Annotated in this window: 21 protein-coding genes and 2 riboswitches; of the genes, 11 read left to right on the top strand and 10 right to left on the bottom strand. The window is 72.5% G+C overall.

Annotated features, from left to right (window positions below; all coding sequences use genetic code 11):
• Positions 1-117: 117 nt before the first annotated feature.
• From ACZ501_RS09690 to ACZ501_RS09720, 7 genes are all read left to right on the top strand, one after another.
• Positions 118-2,547 (top strand): choice-of-anchor A family protein, encoded by a 2,430-nt coding sequence (locus ACZ501_RS09690; RefSeq protein ID WP_468793684.1) that lies wholly within the window; start codon positions 118-120, stop codon positions 2,545-2,547.
• A gap of 75 nt (positions 2,548-2,622) precedes the next feature.
• Entirely contained in the window at positions 2,623-3,867 is a 1,245-nt protein-coding gene (locus ACZ501_RS09695; RefSeq protein ID WP_468793687.1) for a L,D-transpeptidase, read from the top strand.
• A gap of 86 nt (positions 3,868-3,953) precedes the next feature.
• Entirely contained in the window at positions 3,954-4,721 is a 768-nt protein-coding gene (locus ACZ501_RS09700) for an enoyl-CoA hydratase/isomerase family protein (protein ID WP_361602725.1), read from the top strand.
• A 174-nt stretch (positions 4,722-4,895) separates the two neighbouring features.
• Positions 4,896-5,504, top strand: a complete 609-nt coding sequence (locus ACZ501_RS09705; protein ID WP_468793690.1) for an ATP-binding protein — start codon at positions 4,896-4,898, stop codon at positions 5,502-5,504.
• A 380-nt stretch (positions 5,505-5,884) separates the two neighbouring features.
• The gene (locus ACZ501_RS09710; RefSeq protein WP_468793693.1) at positions 5,885-6,676 is read left to right on the top strand and encodes a polysaccharide deacetylase family protein; all 792 of its coding nucleotides are present in this window, start codon (positions 5,885-5,887) and stop codon (positions 6,674-6,676) included.
• Positions 6,673-7,860 (top strand): YncE family protein, encoded by a 1,188-nt coding sequence (locus ACZ501_RS09715; RefSeq protein ID WP_361602734.1) that lies wholly within the window; start codon positions 6,673-6,675, stop codon positions 7,858-7,860. Before ACZ501_RS09710 ends, ACZ501_RS09715 begins: the two co-directional genes overlap by 4 nt.
• 795 nt (positions 7,861-8,655) lie before the next feature.
• Complete coding sequence (locus ACZ501_RS09720) at positions 8,656-8,868, top strand: EF-hand domain-containing protein (RefSeq protein ID WP_361605555.1); 213 nt, start codon at positions 8,656-8,658, stop codon at positions 8,866-8,868.
• Between the two features lie 45 nt (positions 8,869-8,913).
• On the opposite strand, the gene ACZ501_RS09725 is transcribed toward ACZ501_RS09720, so the two are convergent.
• Genes ACZ501_RS09725 through ACZ501_RS09745 form a run of 5 tightly spaced genes read right to left on the bottom strand, consistent with a single transcriptional unit; the run spans position 8,914 to position 12,145 of the window.
• Positions 8,914-9,492, bottom strand: a complete 579-nt coding sequence (locus ACZ501_RS09725; RefSeq protein WP_361605552.1) for a PadR family transcriptional regulator — start codon at positions 9,490-9,492, stop codon at positions 8,914-8,916.
• A 9-nt stretch (positions 9,493-9,501) separates the two neighbouring features.
• Positions 9,502-10,359 (bottom strand): energy-coupling factor ABC transporter ATP-binding protein, encoded by an 858-nt coding sequence (locus ACZ501_RS09730; RefSeq protein WP_468793696.1) that lies wholly within the window; start codon positions 10,357-10,359, stop codon positions 9,502-9,504.
• The gene (cbiQ, locus tag ACZ501_RS09735; RefSeq protein WP_361605546.1) at positions 10,350-11,099 is read right to left on the bottom strand and encodes a cobalt ECF transporter T component CbiQ; all 750 of its coding nucleotides are present in this window, start codon (positions 11,097-11,099) and stop codon (positions 10,350-10,352) included. The genes ACZ501_RS09730 and cbiQ overlap by 10 nt, the downstream gene beginning before the upstream one ends.
• 3 nt (positions 11,100-11,102) lie before the next feature.
• The gene (locus ACZ501_RS09740; RefSeq protein WP_361605543.1) at positions 11,103-11,447 is read right to left on the bottom strand and encodes an energy-coupling factor ABC transporter substrate-binding protein; all 345 of its coding nucleotides are present in this window, start codon (positions 11,445-11,447) and stop codon (positions 11,103-11,105) included.
• Positions 11,447-12,145: an energy-coupling factor ABC transporter permease gene (locus ACZ501_RS09745; RefSeq protein ID WP_361605540.1), complete on the bottom strand. Its 699-nt coding sequence runs from the start codon at positions 12,143-12,145 to the stop codon at positions 11,447-11,449. The genes ACZ501_RS09740 and ACZ501_RS09745 overlap by 1 nt, the downstream gene beginning before the upstream one ends.
• A 29-nt stretch (positions 12,146-12,174) precedes the next feature.
• Positions 12,175-12,369, bottom strand: a riboswitch (cobalamin riboswitch).
• A gap of 108 nt (positions 12,370-12,477) precedes the next feature.
• Between ACZ501_RS09745 and ACZ501_RS09750 the strand changes: the two genes are divergently transcribed.
• Positions 12,478-13,197 carry a flavodoxin family protein gene (locus tag ACZ501_RS09750; RefSeq protein WP_468793699.1) on the top strand — a complete coding sequence of 240 codons (720 nt, stop codon included), beginning with the start codon at positions 12,478-12,480 and terminating at the stop codon, positions 13,195-13,197.
• A gap of 67 nt (positions 13,198-13,264) precedes the next feature.
• Here ACZ501_RS09750 and ACZ501_RS09755 read toward each other — a convergent pair whose 3' ends face one another.
• From ACZ501_RS09755 to gcvT, 5 genes are all read right to left on the bottom strand, one after another.
• Positions 13,265-13,777: an AMIN-like domain-containing (lipo)protein gene (locus tag ACZ501_RS09755; RefSeq protein WP_468793702.1), complete on the bottom strand. Its 513-nt coding sequence runs from the start codon at positions 13,775-13,777 to the stop codon at positions 13,265-13,267.
• A gap of 177 nt (positions 13,778-13,954) precedes the next feature.
• The gene (locus ACZ501_RS09760; RefSeq protein ID WP_361605531.1) at positions 13,955-15,337 is read right to left on the bottom strand and encodes an L-serine ammonia-lyase; all 1,383 of its coding nucleotides are present in this window, start codon (positions 15,335-15,337) and stop codon (positions 13,955-13,957) included.
• Positions 15,338-15,570: 233 nt separating this feature from the next.
• A complete protein-coding gene (glyA, locus tag ACZ501_RS09765) occupies positions 15,571-16,827 on the bottom strand; it encodes a serine hydroxymethyltransferase (RefSeq protein ID WP_361605529.1) in 1,257 nt (418 codons plus the stop codon).
• A 15-nt stretch (positions 16,828-16,842) separates the two neighbouring features.
• Complete coding sequence (gene gcvH, locus ACZ501_RS09770; RefSeq protein ID WP_361605526.1) at positions 16,843-17,223, bottom strand: glycine cleavage system protein GcvH; 381 nt, start codon at positions 17,221-17,223, stop codon at positions 16,843-16,845.
• Between the two features lie 88 nt (positions 17,224-17,311).
• Entirely contained in the window at positions 17,312-18,427 is a 1,116-nt protein-coding gene (gene gcvT / locus ACZ501_RS09775; protein WP_361605523.1) for a glycine cleavage system aminomethyltransferase GcvT, read from the bottom strand.
• A gap of 176 nt (positions 18,428-18,603) precedes the next feature.
• Positions 18,604-18,707, bottom strand: a riboswitch (glycine riboswitch).
• Positions 18,708-18,922: 215 nt separating this feature from the next.
• Between gcvT and ACZ501_RS09780 the strand changes: the two genes are divergently transcribed.
• The 3 genes from ACZ501_RS09780 (at position 18,923) to ACZ501_RS09790 (ending at position 21,278) form a co-directional block, all read left to right on the top strand.
• On the top strand, positions 18,923-19,582 hold the full coding sequence (locus ACZ501_RS09780) for an AAA family ATPase (RefSeq protein ID WP_468793846.1): 660 nt from the start codon (positions 18,923-18,925) through the stop codon (positions 19,580-19,582).
• A 158-nt stretch (positions 19,583-19,740) separates the two neighbouring features.
• Positions 19,741-20,475 carry an enhanced serine sensitivity protein SseB gene (locus ACZ501_RS09785; protein WP_361605517.1) on the top strand — a complete coding sequence of 245 codons (735 nt, stop codon included), beginning with the start codon at positions 19,741-19,743 and terminating at the stop codon, positions 20,473-20,475.
• Between the two features lie 62 nt (positions 20,476-20,537).
• Entirely contained in the window at positions 20,538-21,278 is a 741-nt protein-coding gene (locus tag ACZ501_RS09790; protein WP_361605514.1) for an enhanced serine sensitivity protein SseB C-terminal domain-containing protein, read from the top strand.
• The last annotated feature ends 60 nt before the right edge of the window (positions 21,279-21,338 follow it).

Raw genomic sequence — 21,338 nt, forward strand, 5'->3', positions numbered from 1 at the left:
TCGTCATACCGGAATGCCGTACCCGCAGAGTGTCTTCCGTCCGCCGCGCCACAGCCCGCCCGCAGCCTGTCAGGGCCACCGGCGCGGGCAGGTGGCCGATACAGCGGACGGAGAGCCATGTCAGCAAGGAACTGGACCCTCGGGTTGGCCGTGGGCGTCGTACTCGCCGCCGGGGCCCCCGCGGCCCTCGCCTCGGGCCCCGGCGGCGCCGAACCGCCGGCGGCGGCACGCGCCCTGCGGGCCCCGCTGCCCGGCGGACTCGGCCCCTGCATCCCCGGGACCGGCCCCGGCGAGGCCTGCCCGTCCGTGTGGCCGGAACCCAACAACCTCCCCTTCACCGGACGCGACACGAACATCAACGTCTTCGTCGGCGGGGACATGCTCGTCCGCCGGGGCGCCGCCGAGGCCGAGGGCCGCGTCGTCGTCCTCGGCGGCTTCGACATGAACAAGTCCGCCGGCGGCACCGTCTACAACGTCGGCATCGCCGGCGTCGGCTCCCGGGTCCCCCCGCCGAACGGCTCCGACTTCCTGACCACCGGCGGGGACGTCACCGTCGCCCCGCGCCAGACCCTCCTCGCGGACGGCGGCGTCGTCCGCCACGGCGGCACCCTCACCGGCAACGTGACGGGCACCCGCGTCCACGACGAGGACGCGGCCCGCCCCTACGCCCCGCTGCGGGACCGGCTCTCCAAGGCGAGCACCTGCTACGCCCTGCCCGGCGGGGTCCCCCGCACGCCGACCGGCCGGGCCGTGTGGAGCGCCCAGGAGACCGTCTTCACCGGCGACGGCAGCTCCCCGCTCCAGGTCTTCAACGTCGACTTCGACCTCTCCGGCCCCGGCACCGCGCAGCAGACGGTGCGCTTCACCGGGATCCCGGCCGGCGCCACGGTCCTGGTGAACGTCACCGGGGGATCCCCGGCCCTGCGCGTCAACAACGTCCTCCTGCCGGCCGGGCTGCGCGAGCGGCTGCTGTGGAACTTCCCCGACGCCCGGGCGGTCACCGTCGCCGGTTCGGCGCAGCTCGGCGGCAGCGTCCTGATCGGCCCGCAGGCCTCGGTCGCCACCGTCTCCGTGATCGGCGTGAACGGCCGCTTCTTCACCGCCGGCAGCGTCACCCACACCAGCCCGTCGGAGACCACGGGCCTGGGCGCGGAGTTCCACTCCTACCCCTTCGACGGCGACCTGCCCGACTGCGCGCCCGCCCCGCCGGACAGGGGCGCGGTGACCGTCGTCAAGCACGACGAGAACGGCCGCCCGCTGGCCGGGGCCAGGTTCGAGCTGTGGCGCGAGACCAACGGCCGCGACGGGCTCCAGCCCGAGGGCCCGGACGCCGACACCCGGGCCGGCGACTGCACCACCGGGGCGGACGGCACCTGTACCCGCACCGAGGAGCCCGGCACCTTCTACTGGCGCGAGACGGCCGCACCCCCCGGGTACGACCTGCCCTCCGACCCCGTGCGCGAGCTGGTCCTGACGCCCGAGAACCTCCCGGCGGGGGTGCGGTGGGTGGCCGTCAACCGGAGGTCCCCGGACCCGGACGGCAGCGCGGGGGTCGTGCTGCGCAAGGTCGACGAGGAGAACGGCGAACCGCTGTCCGGCGCCCGCTTCGAACTGTGGCGCGAGAGCAACGGCGTCGCCGGCCTGCAGACCCGGGAGGACCCCGACACCCGGCTCGACGGCGCCTGCGTCACCGACGAGCGGGGCACCTGCACGGTCGAGCTGCCGGTCGGGGAGCGCTACTACTGGCGGGAGACCGGTCTCCCGCCGGGCTACGAGCGGCCCGGCGACCCGGTCACCTCGTTCGAACTGGCCCGGGACGACGCCGAGGAGGTCGTCGTCCTCACCGTCCCGAACCGGAAGGAGGGCCAGGAGGCGACCGGCACCATCGAGGTCCTGAAGAAGGACGCCGGGACCAGGCGTCCGCTGCGCGGCGCGGAGTTCGAGCTCTGGAAGGAGACCAACCACACGGCGGGCCTCCAGCGGCGGGGCATCAACGCCGACGAGCGGGCCGGAGCCGAGTGCACCACCGGCGGGGACGGGGTCTGCGCGTTCGAGGGGCTCGCGGACGGCGCGTACTACGTGGTCGAGACGGACGTCCCCGACGGCTACGTCCTGCCGCGCGACCCGGTGACCGGCCCGCTGACGCTGAACGGGCGGACCCCGGGCCACCGGATCGCCGTCACGCTCCTCAACCGGCGCGCCCACGACGGCCAGGACGGCTGCCACTGCAAGGAGGACGGCCACGGCAAGCCGGGCCACGGCCGGCCCGACCACGAAGGCCCCGACCACGGACGGCCGGACCACGACGGTCCGGGGCACGCCCGCCCCGAGCACGCGCGGCCCGACCACGACCACGACCGCCCCGACCACGACCGCCCCGACCACGACCGCCCCGACCACGACCGCCCCGACCACGACCGCCCCGACCACGACCGCCCCGACCACGGCCGGCCCGAGGGCCCCGGGGCGAACCCGCTCTTCTGGCTCCCGCCGGGCGGCCCCTGGGCTGACGGCCCGTTCGCCCCGGCACTTGGGACGGAACGGTGACATGACTGTGCCTATTCGTAGTCTCCCCATGTGATTTCCTGTCGACAAGCGCGCGACTGTCCGCGCGCGGGGGACATGGGGAGAACACGAGTGAACCTGCAGCCGATACGCGGCCGCGTCCGCACCGGCCTGCCGGCCCTCCTGCTGGGGGCGGCCCTGCTGCTGACCACCGCGTGCAGCGGCGGCGGCACCAGCGGCGGGAGCGGCGGGGACAACGGCAAGGCCGGTGGTGGCGGGGCGAAGACCGGCACCGAGGCGTCCAAGGCCGTGGTCAACGTCAAGCCGGACGACGGGTCCAAGGAGGTCGCCACCAGCGGCGTCCTGAAGATCACCAGCTCCGGGGGGAAGCTGACCACGGTGACGGTCGCCGACACCAAGGGCAACGCGGTGGAGGGCAAGGTGGCCGCCGACGGCGCCACCTGGGAGCCCGCCCGCAACCTGGCCGCCGCCACCGAGTACAAGGTGCACGCGGTCGCCAAGGACGAGGCGGGCCGGGAGTCCGCCAAGGACACCACCTTCACCACCCTGACCCCGCAGAACACCTTCGTGGGCCACTACACGCCGGAGGACGGCTCGACCGTCGGCGTCGGCATGCCGGTGTCCATCAACTTCACCCGCGGCATCACCAACACCGAGGCCGTCGAGAAGGCCATCACGGTCACGGCCGAGCCGTCCGTGCCGGTCGAGGGCCACTGGTTCGGCAACGACCGCCTCGACTTCCGCCCCGAGAAGTACTGGGCCGCGGGCACCAAGGTCACGGTCAAGCTCGCGCTCGACGGCGTCGAGGGCCGTCCCGGCGTCTACGGCAAGCAGACCCGTACGGTCACCTTCACCGTCGGCCGCTCCCAGGTCACCACCGTCGACGCGACCTCCAAGAAGATGGAGGTCGTCCGCGACGGCCAGGTCCTCAAGACCATCCCGATCACCGCGGGCGCCCCGGCGACGACCACCTACAACGGGCAGATGGTCATCAGCGAGAAGTACAAGGTGACCCGGATGAACGGCGCCACCGTCGGCTTCGGCGGCGAGTACGACATCTCCGACGTCCCGCACGCGATGCGCCTGTCGACCTCCGGCACCTTCGTCCACGGCAACTACTGGGCCTCCTCCAGCACGTTCGGCTCGGAGAACGTCAGCCACGGCTGCGTCGGCCTGGAGGACGAGCGCGGCGCCGGCGACCCCAACACCCCGGCGGCGTGGTTCTACAACGAGTCGCTGATCGGCGACGTGGTGATCGTGAAGAACTCCAAGGACAAGCAGATCGCCCCGGACAACGGCCTCAACGGCTGGAACATGGACTGGGCGGAGTGGATCAAGTAACACCCCCGCGTCCGTAGTCCGGTGGCCCGGTGCTGTGACCCACAGCACCGGGCCACCTCGGGTTAACCGGCGCTAACCTTCCCCGTATGACCATCTCTCTCGAAGTCTCCGAAGGCGTCGGCACCATCCTGCTGGACCGCCCGCCCATGAACGCCCTGGACATCGCCACCCAGGACCGGCTGCGCGAGCTCGCGGCGGAGGCCACCGACCGCGCCGACGTGCGGGCGGTCGTGCTCTACGGCGGGGAGAAGGTGTTCGCGGCCGGCGCGGACATCAAGGAGATGCAGAACATGGACCACGCGGCCATGGTCGCCCGGTCCCGTGCGCTCCAGGACGCCTTCACCGCCGTGGCCCGGATCCCCAAGCCCGTCGTCGCCGCGATCACCGGCTACGCCCTCGGGGGCGGCTGCGAGCTCGCCCTGTGCGCCGACTACCGGATCGCCGCCGACAACGCGAAGCTCGGCCAGCCCGAGATCCTGCTCGGCCTGATCCCGGGCGCGGGCGGCACCCAGCGGCTCTCGCGGCTGATCGGCCCCTCCAAGGCGAAGGACCTCATCTTCACCGGCCGCATGGTCAAGGCCGAAGAGGCCCTGGCGCTCGGCCTGGTGGACCGGATCGTGCCCGCCGCCGAGGTGTACGGGCAGGCGCACGCGTGGGCCGCGAAGCTCGCGCAGGGGCCGGCGATCGCGCTGCGCGCCGCCAAGGAGTGCGTGGACGCCGGGCTGGAGGCGGACATCGACACCGGACTGACCATCGAACGCAACTGGTTCGCCGGCCTGTTCGCCACCGAGGACCGCGAGCGCGGCATGCGCAGTTTCGTCGAAGAGGGCCCGGGCAAGGCCAAGTTCGTATGAGCGCAGCTCTACGGGCTCGTCCCTCGAAGGGCGCATGAGCGCGGCTGCACGAAACCCGTGGGGGTGGATTAGCCAGGCCTTAAGGCAGCCTTAAGGGGGAACCGTGATCCACTGACCGTGATCGTCGATCAGCGGAACGTCACCCCAGGTCAGGGTGGTCCATGCGGCCTTCCGTTGCCCGTCGCATATGCCGGAGCACCCCCTCGGAATCGATCATTCCGGGGGGTGTATTCCCACGGAACGGCCCGGACGGGCGCGCGGGCCGTCCATGATGGGTGCATGGCGGGCCTGGAGGGTGTGGAACAGCCGCGGCAGCGCAGCAGCGCTTCTGCCGTACGGCTCACGGCGGCGGCCGAGGACGAAGATGGCCTGCGGGCGCTGGAGTTGTACGGCAACCCGGCCGAGGCGGAGGTGACGCTGCCGTCCATGCCGGAGTCCGCGAGCAGGGCCCGCCGGCTGACCCAGAGCGTGGTCATCCGCTTCTGGGGGCTGTCGCCGCAGATCTCCGAGCACGCCGTCCTGCTGGTCTCCGAACTCGTCGGCAACGCCGTGCGCCACACCGGGGCCCGTTCCTTCGGCTTGCGGATGCTGCGCCGGCGCGGCTGGATCCGGGTGGAGGTGCGCGATCCCTCCCGCGGGCTGCCCTGCCTGATGCCGGTCCACGAACTGGACACCACCGGCCGGGGGCTCTACCTCGTCGACAAGCTGTCCGACCGCTGGGGCGCCGACCTGCTGCCGCGCGGCAAGATCACCTGGTTCGAGATGCGGGTCGCCGACCGCTGAGGGCCCGGAACGCCAGAAACCCCCTGTCGCCGAGGTGGGGCGCTGCGGGGGTTCCATGGGTGCGCCGAGGATCGGTGGGGTGTGTGATCCTCGGCGGGAGACTTCGCTCGGGTCAAAGGGAAGCCGTGGTTCCGACTATGGCAGACATGGGCCCGAACGCCAAAAGTCCCGACTCGGACATAAGTGTGCATATCTCATGAGTTCGCACCTAAATCCTAGGTGAGATGAGCCACCCACCTCGCAATCAACGAATAAATATCGACCGCTCTGCGTAAATCCTTGATCACATAGCGGACAGTCGACTCTGCGGACTCGTTCGGCGAAAGTCCCAAATTGGGTCAATCATTACCTACGGGGTCAAGCGGCACTTAAATGGGCGGGTGCTCTGTTACCCAGACCGCCGTACGGCCCTGCGCGCCACCGCGGTGGCCGCCGCCGGCGCCCTCACCGCCGGTTGCGGCACGGGCGGCGGTCCGGCGGCGCCGGGCCCCGTCCGGCCCGCCCCCGCCCGACCCGACCGGCCCGCCGGGCCCGCCCCCGCGGCCCCGGCCCCCCGCCGCTTCCCCGGACAGCCCGTCGAGATCGTGCACGGCCCCCGCGACCGCCCCCAGGTCGCGCTCACCTTCCACGGCAACGGGGACCCCGCCCTCGCCCGCGCCGTACTGGCCGCGGCCGAGAAGGGCGGCGCGCGGGTCACCGTACTGGCCATCGGCAGCTGGCTCGACGCCCACCCCGAGATGGCCCGGCGGATCCTCGACGGCGGCCACGAACTGGGCAACCACACCCAGCGCCACCTCGCGATCAACGACATGTCCGAGGCGGAGGCCCAAGCCGAGATCACCGGCTGCGCCCAGCGCCTCAAGCGCCTCACCGGCTCGATCGGCACCTGGTTCCGCCCCTCCCAGACCCAGCACGCCAGCCCGCTCGTGCGCAGGCTCGCCCAGCGGGCGGGCTACCCCCACGTCCTCTCGTACGACGTGGACTCCCTCGACTTCACCTCGCCCGGCGCCGCGGCCGTCATCCGCACCGTCACCGGGACGATCCAGCGCGGATCGGTGGTGAGCCTGCACTTCGGCTACGCGGACACGGTCGACGCGATGCCGCCCCTCCTCGAAGAACTCGCGCGCCGCCGACTGCGCGCGGTGACCACCACGGAGCTGCTGACCTCATGAAGACCACCCGCCTTCCCCGGAAGGCCACCGTGCTGCTGGCCGGTCTGGTCCTCGCCGCCCTGGCCGGCTGCGGATCGGCCGACAAGGCCCCCGCCGGGGCGCTCGGCTCCAAGGGCCCGGCCAAGCCCGCCAAAGCCGTCCCGGCCGTGCCGCCGGGACTGGCCGGGATGCCCCCGCTGCTCGACCCGCACGACGTGTACGCCGCCGACCGGCCGAACCGGCTCTCGCCGGTGGTCAAGAACTTCCCGTCCCGGGTCTACGTCCCCAACACCAACTCCAACACGGTGTCCGTCATCGACCCGGCCACGTACAAGGTCATCGACACCATCCCGGTCGGCGTCCAGCCGCAGCACGTGGTGCCCTCCTGGGACATGAAGACCCTGTGGGTCAACAACAACCGCGGCCACACCCTCACCCCGATCAACCCCGCCACCGGTGAGGCCGGCAAGGCCGTCGAGGTGCACGACCCGTACAACCTGTACTTCACGCCCAACGGGAAGTACGCGGTCGTGATGGCCTCCATGGACCGCGAGCTGGTCTTCCGCGACCCGCACACCATGGACCGCGTCAAGACCGTCCCCGTGACCTGCTTCGGCGTCAACCACGCCGATTTCTCGGCGGACGGCCGGTACTTCATCGTCAGCTGCGAGTTCTCCGGCGAACTGCTCAAGGTCGACACCGAGAAGATGGAGGTGATCGGCCAGCAGAAGCTGCCCTTCGAGGGCGCGATGCCGCAGGACGTGAAGATCTCCCCCGACGGGAAGACCTTCTACGTCGCGGACATGATGGCGCACGGCATGTGGGTGCTCAGCGGCGACAAGTTCGACGTCCCCAAGCTGCTGCCCACCGGCAAGGGCTGCCACGGCCTGTACGTCAGCCGCGACTCCCGGCAGATGTACGTCTCCAACCGCGGCGAGGGCAGCATCTCGGTCTTCGACTTCAAGGAGAACCGGCTCACCAAGAAGTGGGAGCTGCCGGACGGCGGCAGCCCCGACATGGGCGGGGTCTCCGCCGACGGCAAGGTGCTGTGGCTGTCGGGCCGCTACAACGGGGAGGTCTACGCGATCGACACCACCAGCGGCAAGCAGCTGGCGCGCATCCCCGTCGGCGGCGGCCCCCACGGCCTCGCCGTCTACCCGCAGCCGGGCCGCTACTCCCTCGGTCACACCGGCATCTTCCGGTAGCCCCGCCGCCGGCCCCCGTGTGCGACGGTGTCCCGGGAGCTCGCACAGCTCCCGGGACACCGACATCCACCAGGCGGCTCCGGGGCGACCGACGTCGCCCGGGCGGCCCCCCGGTGAAGCCGTACGCCTGCCGCGGCCGGCGGCCGGGCCGAGGAGCCCCGTACGCTCCTCGGCCGCGTGCGCCGACCGTGCCCGCCCCGCCCCGCGTACCGGCTCTCCCGCTCAGCCGGTACGCGGCTGCATTCGCCTCCGGGCGCTTTCCGCCCGGCGGAATACGGGGCCCCTTTCGCCCGCGTCCCTGCGGAATGCGCCGTCGGCCGCCGGAAAATGCGCTCCGTCCCGTTCGGTAGCCGGCAGGCGGAATTCATCCGGAATTCCGAAAGCGCTCCCACCCCGCTCCCGGCGGGCCGGGACAGCCGCGCGCGCCGGACGTGAGACCTGCGGCGAAGTGGCGGCACGCACGGGGGAGGGGCGGAGCTCTCATGCTGCGTCAGCTGCGATCGTCACCGGCGGCAACCCTTGGTGCCGCATGTCCCTGGGAGCCCCGTGCTCCTGGTGTGGCGGCAATGCCGGTACGTTATGCCGTGATCCCGGAGCGTGACAAGGGGCAATCGGATTTCTTGGCCGGAATTATCGCCTCCGCGCGTTTTCCGGGCCGTTCCACCGGCTGTTCCACGGGCTTGTACGCGGTTGAGGAAATACATATCTGCCGGCCGACCGGGACCCGCGGCGGGGCCGCGGGCCCGCTGCCGCTACCCTGAGCCGGTCAACAAGCACCGAGAAGGGGTGGACCCAGTGGCTGACATCGAGAGCGCACGCGCGACGTTCGACAAGTTCGACGTGAACGGTGACGGCTTCGTCACGGCCGACGAGTACAGCGCGGCCATGAAGGAGATGGGTGACCACTACGTCACCGCCTCGATCGCGGACTCCGTGATCGCCGCCAAGGACGCCGACGGCGACAAGCTGCTCAGCTTCGACGAGTTCTGGGCCTCCCTGAACAAGTAGGCGCGCCGCGCCCGCCTCCGCCCCGCCCGCAGGGGCGGGGGCGCGTCAGGCCGGAGTCCCGCCCCGCGGCGGCGCCGCGTCCTGCGCCGAGGACAGCTCCTCCACCTCCGAGAGGGCCTCCTCCAGCCAGCTCAGCCAGAACCCCTCCAGGGCGATGCCGCCGTGCAGCACGAGCCGGCGCAGCCGGTCCGGGGCGGTGTCCCGCCCCGGCGGGAAGTCCTTCGCCTCGATGCCCTCGTACGTGGCCAACTGCGCCCGGTGCAGGTCGAGATGGCGCCGCAGCTCCGCCCCGAGCCCCTGCGGTCCGACCACCGCCGCCGCGCGGAGCCGCAGCAGCAGCGCGTCCCGCACCGGCTTGGGGTCCTGGCTCTCGTCCACCCACCGCGCCAGCTCCGCGCGCCCGTCGGGCAGTACCTCGTACTCCTTCTTCTGCCCGCGCACGGGCACCTCGCTCGGCAGCTCCCGGATCAGCCCGGCCTCCTCCAGCCGGCCCAGCTCCCGGTAGATCTGCTGGTGCGTCGAGGACCAGAAGTAGCCGATGGACTTGTCGAACCGCCGGGTCAGCTCCAGCCCCGACGAGGGCTTCTCGAGCAGGGCGGTGAGGATGGCGTGCGGCAGTGACATGCCGCCATCCTAGGTTTGCGGACCGGCCGGCGAGACCGCCGGCCGCCACTCGGCCAGCGCCTGCGGGACCCGCGGCCCCGGCAGGTGCGCGGCCAGCAGGCCGTGGGCGCGCAGGAAGGCCGTCACCGCCGGGGCCCAGGCCTGGCGAAGGCCCGCCGAGGCCAGCAGCTCCGGGTCCGAGAGCAGCTCACCGGCGGGGCCGGTGCGGATGCCGGCCGGGGTCAGCACCGCCGCGTCGTCCGCCCAGCGGACCGCGAGGTCCACGTCGTGGGTGGCCATCACGACCGTGGTGCCGCCCGCGCGCAGGCCCGCGAGGGCGTCCAGCAGGCGTTCCTGGCCGTCCGGGTCGAGCCCGGCCGTCGGTTCGTCCAGGATCAGCACCCGCGGGGCCATCGCCACCGCGCCGGCGATCGCCGCGCGCTTGCGCTGCCCGTACGACAGCAGGTGCGTCGGGCGGTCCCGCAGCGCGGTGATGTCCAGGGCGGCCAGGGCGGCCTCCACCCGCTCGCGGACCTCCCCGGCGGGCAGCCCCAGGTTCATCGGGCCGAAGGACACGTCCTGCTCGACGGAGGCCGCGAAGAGCTGGTCGTCGGGGTCCTGCACCACCAGCTGCACCGAGGTCCGCAGCCGGGTCAGGCCCTTGCGGTCGTACGCCACCTCCGCGCCGTCCAGGCGCAGCGACCCCGGCCCCGGCCGCAGACCCCCGCTCAGCAGCCGCATCAGCGTGGTCTTGCCGCTGCCGTTGCGGCCCAGCAGCACCAGCGCGCGGCCCTCGGCGATGGCGAAGTCCACCCCCGACAGCACGGCCGGGCCGTCCTCGTAGGCGTATCCCGCGCCGACCAGCTCCACCAACGCGGTCACAGCCACAGCTCCTTGAGTACGAGGGTCCCCGCGGCCAGGGCGGCCAGCAGGGCGGCGGACCCCGTCAGGAACCGCCAGGACAGCGTCGCCCCGGGCACGAGCACCCGCAGCGCGCCGTCGTAACCGCGCCCCGCCAGCCCCTCCTGGAGCCGGGCGGCGCGGTCGAAGGCCCGGACGAACGAGGTCGCCGCGAGCCCGGCCAGCGAACGCCACACCGCCGCCCGGCTGGTCTGCCCGAGCCGGGCCGCCTGGGCGCGGCGGACCTGCGCCATCGAGTCCAGCAGCAGGAAGCCGATCCGGTACATGACCAGGGCGACGTCCACCACCGGCGCCGGCACCCCGGCCCGCACCAGCCGCGGCAGCACGTCCGAGACCGGCGTGGTGAAGGCGAACAGCAGCACTCCGAGGGAGGCCGCCGAGGTGCGCAGCAGCAGCTCCGCCGCGTGCCGGGGCCCGTCCGGGGCCAGGGCGAGGAAGCCGTCCGGGCCGCCCACCGACACCAGCAGCGGCAGCGCCCCGGTCACGCAGAACCCGAGCGGCACCCGGAAGGCCCGCCACAGCTGCCGCCCGGCCACCCCGGCGGGCCCCAGCAGCACCGCCAGGGTCGCCGCCGCGACCAGCGGCCCGCCCGGCCACGGCGGCAGGCTCACGGCGGTGAGGGTGAGCCCGAACCCCAGCAGGGCCTTCTCCAGCGGATGGCGGCCCCGCCAGCGGCTGGAGTGGGCCGCGACGTCGATCGGCAGCACCTCCTACGACTCCGGGGCGGAGCGGGCGGCCTCGGCCTGCGCCAGGGCGTGCGCCGCACCCTGGCGGCGGCCCTTGCGGACGCCGAAGTAGTAGGCGAGCACGCCGGCTCCGAGCGCCGCCTGGAGGGCGAACAGCGCGGACTCGATCTCCGCGGACGGCGGCTCGTACAGCGGGGAGAACCAGGGCTCGTAGTCGGGCTTCAGCTCGGTGATGGCGCTCTCGGCCTGCGCGTCGGCGCCGGTGAACGGCTCCTCCTTGCCGTCGCCGAGCCCCAGCGCGAGCGGGAGCACGGCGAGCGCCGCCACCAGGAGCAGCAGCAGGCCGTTGATCTTCGCGTTCCTGGACATCAGAGCGCCGCCTCCGTCTTCGTCCGCTCGCCGCCGGTCAGCTTCGCGACGCCGAGCCGGACCAGGTCCGCCTTGCTGGACTGCATCAGCAGCCGCATCACGAGGACGGTCAGCAGCCCCTCGCTCACCGCGAGCGGGATCTGGGTGACCGCGAAGATGCCCGCGAACTTCTCCAGCGAGCCCAGGAAGCCGCTCGCCGGGTCGGGGAAGGCCAGCGCCAGCTGGACGGAGGTCACGCAGTAGGTGACCAGGTCGGCGAAGAACGCGCCGCAGAACACGGCCGCCATCAGCGGCACGTTGGAGGCGCGCAGCAGCCGGTAGGCCCCGTAGCCCGCCCAGGGCCCGGCGATGGCCATCGAGAACACGTTGGCGCCGAGGGTGGTGAGCCCGCCGTGGGCCAGCAGCAGTGCCTGGAACAGCAGGGTGATCGTGCCGAGCACCGCCATGATCGGCGGCCGGAAGAGGATGGCCCCGAGCCCCGTCCCCGTCGGGTGCGAACAACTTCCGGTCACCGACGGGATCTTCAGGGCGGACAGGACGAAGGTGAACGCTCCGGACGCCCCGAGCAGCAGCGTGCTCTCCGGGTTCGACTTCACCTCGCGGGTCAGGGCGCGGACCCCGTGGACGACGAACGGGGCGGACGCGGCGCCCCAGGCGGCCGCGTGCAAGGGGGGCAGGAAGCCCTCGGCTATATGCATGTGTGGGGAGACCTCTCCAGCACCTCGTGGATGGACGACGCGCCCCGGCCGGTCTCCTGGCTCACGGGTACTGATGCCCTGGCTCCGCCTTCCCGGGCCCATGCGGTCTCCCGCGCGGGCCCAGTGGCTTCCCGCAGGATTGGAGCCGGACTTCCCGATCACAGTGGCGAGGGCCGCACCGGTTTTCCACCGGTTTCCCGAACACCAAGGCCACCCGACCCTAGTCGCCCGCACGGACCGTCACAACCCGGACCGATCCGGCCACCCGGTCACCCGCCCCGGACGGGTCACGTCCGCTGGCCGCCCCGCGCTCCCGCGGGCACGGTGGGGGCATGGCCGACGACCAGAGCCCACGGTACGAGGACCTCTCCGCCGTCTACGTCAACTGCACCCTCAAGCGCTCTCCCGAGACCAGCAACACCGAGGGACTGATCACGAGGAGCCGCGCCGTCATGGAGTCCGCGGGCGCCCGGACCTCGCTGATCCGCGCCGTCGACCACGACATCGCCACCGGCGTCTGGCCGGACATGACCGAGCACGGCTGGGACAGCGACCAGTGGCCGGTCCTCTACAGCCAGATCATGGACGCCGACATCCTCGTGCTGTGCGGCCCGATCTGGCTCGGCGACAACAGCTCCGTCATGAAGCAGGTCATCGAGCGGCTCTACGCCTGCTCCTCCCTGCTGAACGACCGGGGCCAGTACGCGTACTACGGGCGCGTCGGCGGAGCGCTGATCACCGGCAACGAGGACGGCGTCAAACACTGCGCCATGAACGTCCTCTACAGCCTCCAGCACCTCGGCTACGCCATCCCGCCGCAGGCCGACGCCGGCTGGATCGGCGAGGCCGGACCCGGCCCCTCGTACCTGGACGCCGGCTCCGGCGGCCCCGAGAACGACTTCACCAACCGCAACACCACCTTCATGTCCTGGAACCTGATGCACCTGGCCGCGCTCCTCAAGCGCGCCGGGGGCGTCCCGGCCCACGGCAACCAGCGCTCGCTGTGGGACGCGGGCTGCCGCTTCGACTTCCCCAACCCCGAACACCGGTAGCGGCCGCCCGGACGGCGGCGGGCCCGGGACGTCCCACGTCCCGGGCCCGCCGTCCGTACCCGCGGGATCAGCAGGTGTTCGGGTGTGCCACGTCCAGCACGAACCGCTCGGGCGAGTGCAGGACGGAGGTGGTGTAGGACGGGGCCGTGTCGAAGGCGGCGCCGAAGGTCACGTACCCCTCGAAGTCGCCGGTCATGGCGAGGCCCTTGAGCTTGCTGAGGTAGATCTGCTGGAGCTTCGGGCCCTGGTAGACGTTCTGTCCGGCGTCGTTGTGCGCGGCGGCCGGGTGCAGGCGGATCTCCAGGAAGTACTTCCCGGCCAGCGGGACGGGCTTGCCGGACCCGTCGTAGACGAGCTGGGAGACGGGAGTGACGGTGACCGGGGGCACGTAGCCCTGGAGGTCGATCACGATCCGGTCGTACGTGCAGTGCCCGCCCCAGCGGGCATTGACCACGAGCGGGGTCTGGGTGGTGGTGGTGGAGGTGGTGGTGGCTGAGGCCGGTGCGGAGAGCGCGAGCCCCGCTGTGAGCAGGGCGCCCGTGGCCAGGGCCACGATCCGGCGGCGGTGCAGGTGACGCATGAGGTCTCCCCGGTGTCCGTGAGACGGGGACGGGCTGTCATCTCATAAGACACACGGGGGCCGCGGACGGTTGCACGCCCCGTGCCCCCGGTACGCGAGCGCCGCGAAGGGCCCGCCCTCCCCCGAGGGCGGGCCCTTCGCGGCGCGGGTCCGCGGGCCGGTGTCAGGCGCCGGTGCTCAGCACTCGATGACGTTGACCGCGAGGCCGCCGCGCGCCGTCTCCTTGTACTTGACCTTCATGTCGGCGCCGGTCTCCTTCATGGTCTTGATGACCTTGTCGAGGGAGACCTTGTGGCTGCCGTCCCCGCGCATCGCCATCTTCGCGGCGGTGACGGCCTTGACGGCGGCCATGCCGTTGCGCTCGATGCAGGGGATCTGGACCAGGCCGCCGACCGGGTCGCAGGTCAGACCGAGGTTGTGCTCCATGCCGATCTCGGCGGCGTTCTCGACCTGCTCGGGGGTGCCGCCCAGGACCTCGGCGAGCGCGCCCGCCGCCATGGAGCAGGCGGAGCCGACCTCGCCCTGGCAGCCGACCTCGGCGCCGGAGATCGAGGCGTTCTCCTTGAAGAGCATGCCGATGGCGCCCGCGGCGAGGAGGAAGCGGACCACGCCGTCCTCGTCCGCGCCGGGCACGAAGTTCACGTAGTAGTGCAGGACCGCCGGCAGCACGCCCGCCGCGCCGTTCGTCGGGGCGGTCACCACGCGCCCGCCCGCCGCGTTCTCCTCGTTGACGGCCATCGCGTAGATCGTCGTCCACTCGCTGCGGTGCATCATCGGGTCGCCCTCGGTGCGCAGCTGGCGCGCCGTGGCGGCGGCCCGGCGCTTGACGCGCAGCCCGCCCGGGAGGATGCCCTCGCGGGACATGCCGCGCGACACGCAGGACTGCATGACCCGCCAGATCTCCAGGAGGCCCTCGCGGATCTCCTCCTCCGTGCGCCAGGCCTTCTCGTTCTCGAGCATCAGGGAGGAGATCGACAGGCCGGTCTCGTTCGCCAGGCGCAGCATCTCGTCACCCGAGCGGAAGGGGTACTTCAGCACGGTGTCGTCGAGCTTGATCCGGTCCTCGCCGACCGCGTCCTCGTCCACGACGAAGCCGCCGCCGACCGAGTAGTACGTCTTCTCCAGCAGCGGGGCGCCGGAAGCGTCGTAGGCGAAGAGCGTCATGCCGTTCGCGTGGTAGGGCAGCGAGCGGCGGCGGTGCAGGATCAGCTGGGTCGGCTCGTCGAAGTCGATCTCGTGGGCGCCGCCTATCTCCGCGCCCAGCAGCCGCAGCTTCCCGCTCCGGCGGATGCGCTCGACCTCGTCGTCGGCGCCCTCGACGTCCACCGTGCGAGGGGAGTGGCCCTCCAGGCCGAGCAGGACCGCCTTGGGGGTGCCGTGCCCGTGGCCGGTCGCGCCGAGGGAGCCGAACAGCTCAGCGCGGACGGACGCGGTCTGGGCGAGGACGCCGTCCTTCTTCAGCCGCGTGACGAACATGCGCGCCGCGCGCATCGGGCCGACCGTGTGGGAGGAGGACGGGCCGATGCCGATGGAGAAGAGGTCGAAGACGGAGATGGCCACTGGCGGACTCCCTTGTCTGCTCGTGGGGTGGGAGGGGGCAGGAGAGGCGGATCGTGCCGGGTGGGGGCATTGTGCGGTTTTTGTCCGACAGACGAGCTTAACGCGGCGAAATGAACGGCTTGGCCGCCGGACGGATCGGGAGGGCTGCGGGCGCGTGTACTGGATCAAGGTGCGCCCGGGCATGGGAAGGGCCCGGCCCCGTACGAGACGAGGCCGGGCCCCCCGGGCCGTCGTTAGAGCGACGGGTACAGCGGGAACTTCGCGGCGAGCGCCGAGACGCGCGCCTTGAGGGCCGCGGCGTCGTAGGCCGGCTTCAGCGCCTGCGCGATGATCTCGGCGACCTCGGTGAAGGCCTCCGTGTCGAAGCCGCGCGTCGCCAGGGCCGGCGTACCGATCCGCAGGCCCGAGGTGACCATCGGGGGCCGCGGGTCGTTCGGGATGGCGTTGCGGTTGACCGTGATGCCGACCTCGTGGAGGCGGTCCTCGGCCTGCTGGCCGTCCAGCTCGGAGTTGCGCAGGTCGACCAGGACCAGGTGCACGTCGGTGCCGCCGGTGAGGACGTCCACGCCCACGGCCTTCACGTCGTCCTGCACCAGGCGCTCGGCGAGGATCTTCGCGCCTTCCAGGGTGCGCTCCTGGCGCTCCTTGAACTCGGGCGAGGCCGCGACCTTGAAGGAGACGGCCTTGGCCGCGATCACGTGCTCCAGCGGGCCGCCCTGCTGGCCCGGGAAGACCGCGGAGTTGATCTTCTTGGCCAGCTCCTGCGTCGACAGGATGACACCGCCGCGCGGACCGCCGAGGGTCTTGTGCGTGGTGGTGGTGACGACGTGGGCGTGGGGCACCGGGTTCGGGTGCAGGCCCGCGGCGACCAGGCCCGCGAAGTGGGCCATGTCGACCATCAGGTACGCGCCGACCTCGTCCGCGATCCGGCGGAACGCGGCGAAGTCGAGCTGGCGCGGGTAGGCGGACCAGCCGGCGACGATCAGCTGCGGCTTGGACTCCTTGGCGAGGCGCTCGACCTCGGCCATGTCCACCTGGCCGGTCTCGTCGACGTGGTACGGGACCACGTTGTAGAGCTTGCCGGAGAAGTTGATCTTCATGCCGTGGGTCAGGTGACCGCCGTGGGCCAGGTTCAGGCCCATGATCGTGTCGCCCGGCTTCAGCAGCGCGAACATCGCGGCGGCGTTGGCCTGCGCACCCGAGTGCGGCTGGACGTTCGCGGCCTCGGCGCCGAACAGCGCCTTGATGCGGTCGATCGCGATCTGCTCGACCACGTCGACGTGCTCGCAGCCGCCGTAGTAGCGGCGGCCCGGGTAGCCCTCGGCGTACTTGTTGGTCAGGACCGAGCCCTGGGCCTCCATGACGGCGACCGGAGCGAAGTTCTCCGACGCGATCATTTCCAGGGTCGACTGCTGGCGCGCGAGCTCGGCGTCGACGGCGGCGGCGACGTCCGGGTCGAGCTCGTGGAGGGGGGTGTTCAGAACAGACATCAGGATCCCCTGGGGTCAGTTGCCGGCGGTGAGAGCGGTGTACTCCTCGAAGGAGAGCGCGTCCTTCGGCTCCTCCGAGAGGCGCACCTTGAACAGCCAGCCACCCTCGAACGGGGCGGAGTTCACCAGCGACGGGTCGTCCACGACGTCCTGGTTGAACTCGACGATCTCACCGGAGACGGGGGAGTAGAGGTCGCTGACCGACTTGGTCGACTCCAGCTCGCCACAGGTCTCGCCCTCGGTGACGGTGTCGCCGACCTCGGGGAGCTGGGCGTAGACGACGTCACCGAGCGCGGTGGCGGCGAACTCCGTGATGCCGACCGTCGCGACGCCGCCCTCGGCGTCCGACAGCCACTCGTGCTCCTTGGTGTAACGCAGCTGCTGGGGGTTGCTCATGACCTGATTCTCCTGGATGCGGGGAGGTGGATACGAACGGTGGTCTTGCGTGCTGAGACGGAGCGGACGGTGGGAACCGGTCCGAGGGTTACTTCTGCCGCTTGTAGAAGGGCAGGGCCACGACCTCGTACGGCTCATGCGTACCGCGAATGTCCACGCCGACGCCGGAGGTGCCGGGCGCGGCGTGCTCCGCGTCGACGTACGCCATGGCGATCGGCTTGCCCAGCGTCGGGGAGGGGGCGCCGGAGGTCACCTCGCCGATGACCTCGCCGCCCGCGACCACGGGGAAGCCGGCGCGCGGGACGCGGCGGCCCTCGGCGACCAGGCCGACCAGCTTGCGCGGCGGCTTGGTGGCGGCGACCTCGGCGGCGGCCTCCAGGGCGGCGCGGCCGACGAAGTCGCCCTCCTTCTCGAACTTCACGACCCGGCCCAGCCCGGCGTCGAAGGGGGTGAGGTCCGTGGTCAGCTCGTGCCCGTACAGCGGCATGCCCGCCTCCAGGCGCAGCGTGTCGCGGCAGGACAGGCCGGCCGGCACCAGGCCGGCGTCCTTGCCGGCCTCGGTCAGCGCCTGCCACAGCTCCACGGCGTGCCCGGGGGAGACGAACAGCTCGAAGCCGTCCTCGCCCGTGTAGCCGGTGCGGGCGATCAGCGCGGGCACGCCCGCGACGGTGCCCGGCAGGCCGGCGTAGTACTTCAGGCCGTCCAGGTCGGCGTCCGTGAGCGACTTCAGGATGCCGGGGGACTCCGGGCCCTGGACGGCGATCAGCGCGTACGCGTCGCGGTCGTCGCGGACCTCGGTGTCGAAGCCGGCGGCGCGCTCGGTGAGCGCGTCCAGCACGACCTGGGCGTTGGAGGCGTTGGCGACGACCATGTACTCGGTCTCGCCCAGGCGGTAGACGATCAGGTCGTCCAGGATCCCGCCGTCCTCCTGGCAGATGTGCGTGTAGCGGGCGCGGCCGACGCCGACGGTGGAGATGTTCCCGACGAGCGCGTAGTCCAGGGCCTTCACGGCCTCCGGGCCGGTCAGGGTGATCTCGCCCATGTGGGACAGGTCGAACAGGCCGGCCTTGGTGCGCACGGCGTTGTGCTCGTCGCGCTCGCTGGCGTAGCGCAGCGGCATGTCCCAGCCCGCGAAGTCGGTCATGGTCGCACCGAGCGAGCGGTGCAGCGCGTCGAGCGCGGTCAGGCGGGGGGCAGTGCTCATGGGTGTGGCTCCCGGGTCCCAGGGCATGACATGACGAGGAGGTTCCTCCCCATCTGTCATCGGAACCTGAGAGGTTCGCCGAGAGTTCCCACGGGGGAACGCCGACTTGCACCTTGGGTGGAGCACGCACCGGGCCGTCGGGGACGGCCGCGGTCGGGCTCGCTTTTCAGATCTGCCTCATCCACGCGGTACGGGGCCTGAGAGATTCAAGGGAGGTTCTTGCTCCTTCGGCGCCCGGGCACGGCCTCGCGGCCTGCCGGGACTCTCCCGCGCGGATTCAAGCGGCCGGTATGCAGTTAGGTGTCCAGATGGCGCACATCATTGCACGGGACGCGCGGGAGAGGGCAGTGGGGCCCGGAAGAACGTGCGGTGAGCGTGATCCGTGGACGAGCCGTCCGCGCAGTGGAACGCCCGACCGGAACCGCGACTGCCGGATTACCGTCTCTTTACATTCAGTGGGCACGGGGCCCTCGCGGCCCGATTCGGGGGGAGACGATCACTGTGCGGAGATTCGGAGTGGTGACCAGTACGGGCACGGTCGGGGCGGTGCCGGCCCAGCGGAGCGCCGCCCGCCCCCGGGCCGTCGGCGGCGCGGTGCGCGACCTGCGCGGACAGGCCGCGCGGCCGCACCGGCTCGGCTTCGCGGCCGGGGACATCGTGGTGGTGTCCGGCCTGCCCGGCGGCGGCAAGACCACCCTGATCAAGCGGGCCGCCGAAGCCGGCATCGACTCCCAGGACACCCGTGAGCGCTGGGAGCGCCGCATGCCGGCCGCACTGCCCTACGCGGTGTACCGGCCGCTGGTGCGCGCCGCCCACTACCGGGGGCTGTGGCGCGAGCTGCGCTCCGGCGCCTCTGTGGTGGTCCACGACTGCGGCACCCAGTCCTGGGTGCGGGGTGTCCTCGCGGCCGTCGCCCGGCGGCGCGGCCGGGCGCTGCACCTGCTGCTGCTGGACACCACCGCCGAGGAGGCCCTGTCCGGGCAGGCGGCCCGGGGCCGACGGGTGTCGTCGTACGCCTTCGCCCGCCACCGGAGTGCCGTGGCCCGCCTCCTCGCCGCGGCCGAATCGGGCCGCCCCCCGCGCGGCTGCACCACGACCACCCTCCTGGACCGCCCCGCGGCCGCATCCCTGACCCACATCGCCTTCGACGCCTGAAGCCGGCCGCCTGAGCCCGAAGCCCGGCGTCCGAAGCCCGACGACGCCCCGCCGAGCCGTCCCGCTGCGCGGAGCCGGGCGGCCCGGGCCGGGGTGGCGGCGGGCGCCGCGATAGCCTCGGGGCGACACCGGCGCGGACACAGGGAGAGCAGGCGCACATGCAGGGCAACGGCTGGCCGGCCAACGAGTTGGAGCAGGTGCTCGGGGCGGCGCTCGGACAGGCGGACGCCGGCCCGCGGATCCTCGAGGTGCTCGGCCGCAGCCAGGTCTGGGTGCCGCTGCCCCAGGGCGGCGGGCCCGACAGCGCCGCCCTCGACCTCCCCACGATGCTGATCGGCGGCGAGGCGTACGTCCCCGTCTACAGCTCGGAGGCCCAGTTCCGCTTCGCCGCCGGGCCCGCCATGGACTTCGCCGTCGCCCCCGCCGCCGAGTTCGCCCGGGGCCTGCCCCCGCAGCTCGGCATCGCCGTGAACCCCGAGGGCGCCGTCGGGGTGCCGCTGCCCCCGGCCGCCGTCGCCGAGCTGTGCCGGGCCGGCCGCACCCCGCTCGACGGCCCCGCCACCGGCGGCCGCGTCCGGCTCTTCGAGCCCGACTGGCAGGACGACCCGGTGGACTTCCTCGCCGCCGCCGCAGAGGAGTTCCGGGCCACCGGGGCGGTCGCCGCCGCCCACCGGTGCCTGGCCAGCGTCGAGGGCGGCGAGCCCCAGCTCTACATCGGTGTCCGGCTGGTGGGATGGGAGCCCGAGTCGCGAAACGCCCCGCTGGAGGCGCTCGGCCGCGCCCTGGCCCGCGTACCGGCGCCCTGGCCGGTGCAGTTGATCCTGCTGGACGCCGCCGAGGACCCGGTCACGGACTGGATTCGTGAGCGCGTACGCCCCTTCTACCTGCCGTAGCGCCGCTTAAGCTGGTTCATACGTGTGGACGACGGGCGGACGAAGACGAAGAGGGGTACCGGGTGAGTGCGTCAGGCACGGCCGCGGCCGGGCAGGTCGAGCACATGCTGCGCCAGGTGACTCCCGGGCGCTATGAGGGCTACGAGTCATTCCTGCACGCCCTCGCCGAGGGCAGGCTGTGGATGCTGCTGTGGCAGGGGCAGCCGGGCTCACCGGACGCCCAGTACGGCGGCATGGAGGTGGAGGGGCTCGGCTACGCCCCCTGCGTGACATCCCCGCAGGAACTGGCCGCCAGCGGCTGGAACCGCGGCTACGAGGTGGTCACCGGCCGGGACATCGCCCGCGCCCTCTACCCGGACCGGTGGGGGCTGTGGGTCAACCCGCACGCCCAGGGCGGCGGCCTCGGCGTGCCGTGGGCCGACCTGCGCCGGGTCGCCACCGGCCTGGACCGGATGCCGGCGGGGCCGCTGCGGCTGTCCGAGCCGGCCCTGGAGCTGCCGCAGTTCTACGGGCTGCTGACGCAGCACGCGCACCGCACGCCGGCCGTCAGGTCGCTGCGCCGCGCCTGGGTGCAGCCCTCGCTCGGTTCGGCGTACCTCGCGGTGGGGCTCGACCTCTACGACGCCTCGGCGCCCGCGCTGGAATCCGTACGGGAGATGATGCGCCAGTCCGTCGGCGCCGTGCCCGAGGGCGTCCCGGTGTGCACGGTCGCGCTGGCGGACGAGCACGATCCGGTGGCGATGTGGCTGCGCGCGCAGACCCGTCCCTTCTACGACCGCGAGGGGCAGGCGGCCGCCTACTGAGCAGGCCGGGGGCTGCCGGAACCGGTGGGCGGAGCCGGTTCCCCGAGCCTCCTACAGGGA

The sequence above is a fragment of the Streptomyces sp. NPDC034085 genome (assembly GCF_055575555.1).

Coding starts and splice junctions, on each gene's coding strand:
- ACZ501_RS09785 (WP_361605517.1), top strand. CDS start 19,741: ATGCAGGGCAACGGCTGGCCGGCCAACGAGTTGGAGCAGGTGCTCGGG.
- ACZ501_RS09700 (WP_361602725.1), top strand. CDS start 3,954: ATGACCATCTCTCTCGAAGTCTCCGAAGGCGTCGGCACCATCCTGCTG.
- gcvT (WP_361605523.1), bottom strand. CDS start 18,427: ATGAGCACTGCCCCCCGCCTGACCGCGCTCGACGCGCTGCACCGCTCG.
- gcvH (WP_361605526.1), bottom strand. CDS start 17,223: ATGAGCAACCCCCAGCAGCTGCGTTACACCAAGGAGCACGAGTGGCTG.
- ACZ501_RS09750 (WP_468793699.1), top strand. CDS start 12,478: ATGGCCGACGACCAGAGCCCACGGTACGAGGACCTCTCCGCCGTCTAC.
- ACZ501_RS09715 (WP_361602734.1), top strand. CDS start 6,673: ATGAAGACCACCCGCCTTCCCCGGAAGGCCACCGTGCTGCTGGCCGGT.
- ACZ501_RS09690 (WP_468793684.1), top strand. CDS start 118: ATGTCAGCAAGGAACTGGACCCTCGGGTTGGCCGTGGGCGTCGTACTC.
- ACZ501_RS09725 (WP_361605552.1), bottom strand. CDS start 9,492: ATGTCACTGCCGCACGCCATCCTCACCGCCCTGCTCGAGAAGCCCTCG.
- ACZ501_RS09695 (WP_468793687.1), top strand. CDS start 2,623: ATGGGGAGAACACGAGTGAACCTGCAGCCGATACGCGGCCGCGTCCGC.
- ACZ501_RS09755 (WP_468793702.1), bottom strand. CDS start 13,777: ATGCGTCACCTGCACCGCCGCCGGATCGTGGCCCTGGCCACGGGCGCC.
- ACZ501_RS09740 (WP_361605543.1), bottom strand. CDS start 11,447: ATGTCCAGGAACGCGAAGATCAACGGCCTGCTGCTGCTCCTGGTGGCG.
- glyA (WP_361605529.1), bottom strand. CDS start 16,827: ATGTCTGTTCTGAACACCCCCCTCCACGAGCTCGACCCGGACGTCGCC.
- ACZ501_RS09745 (WP_361605540.1), bottom strand. CDS start 12,145: ATGCATATAGCCGAGGGCTTCCTGCCCCCCTTGCACGCGGCCGCCTGG.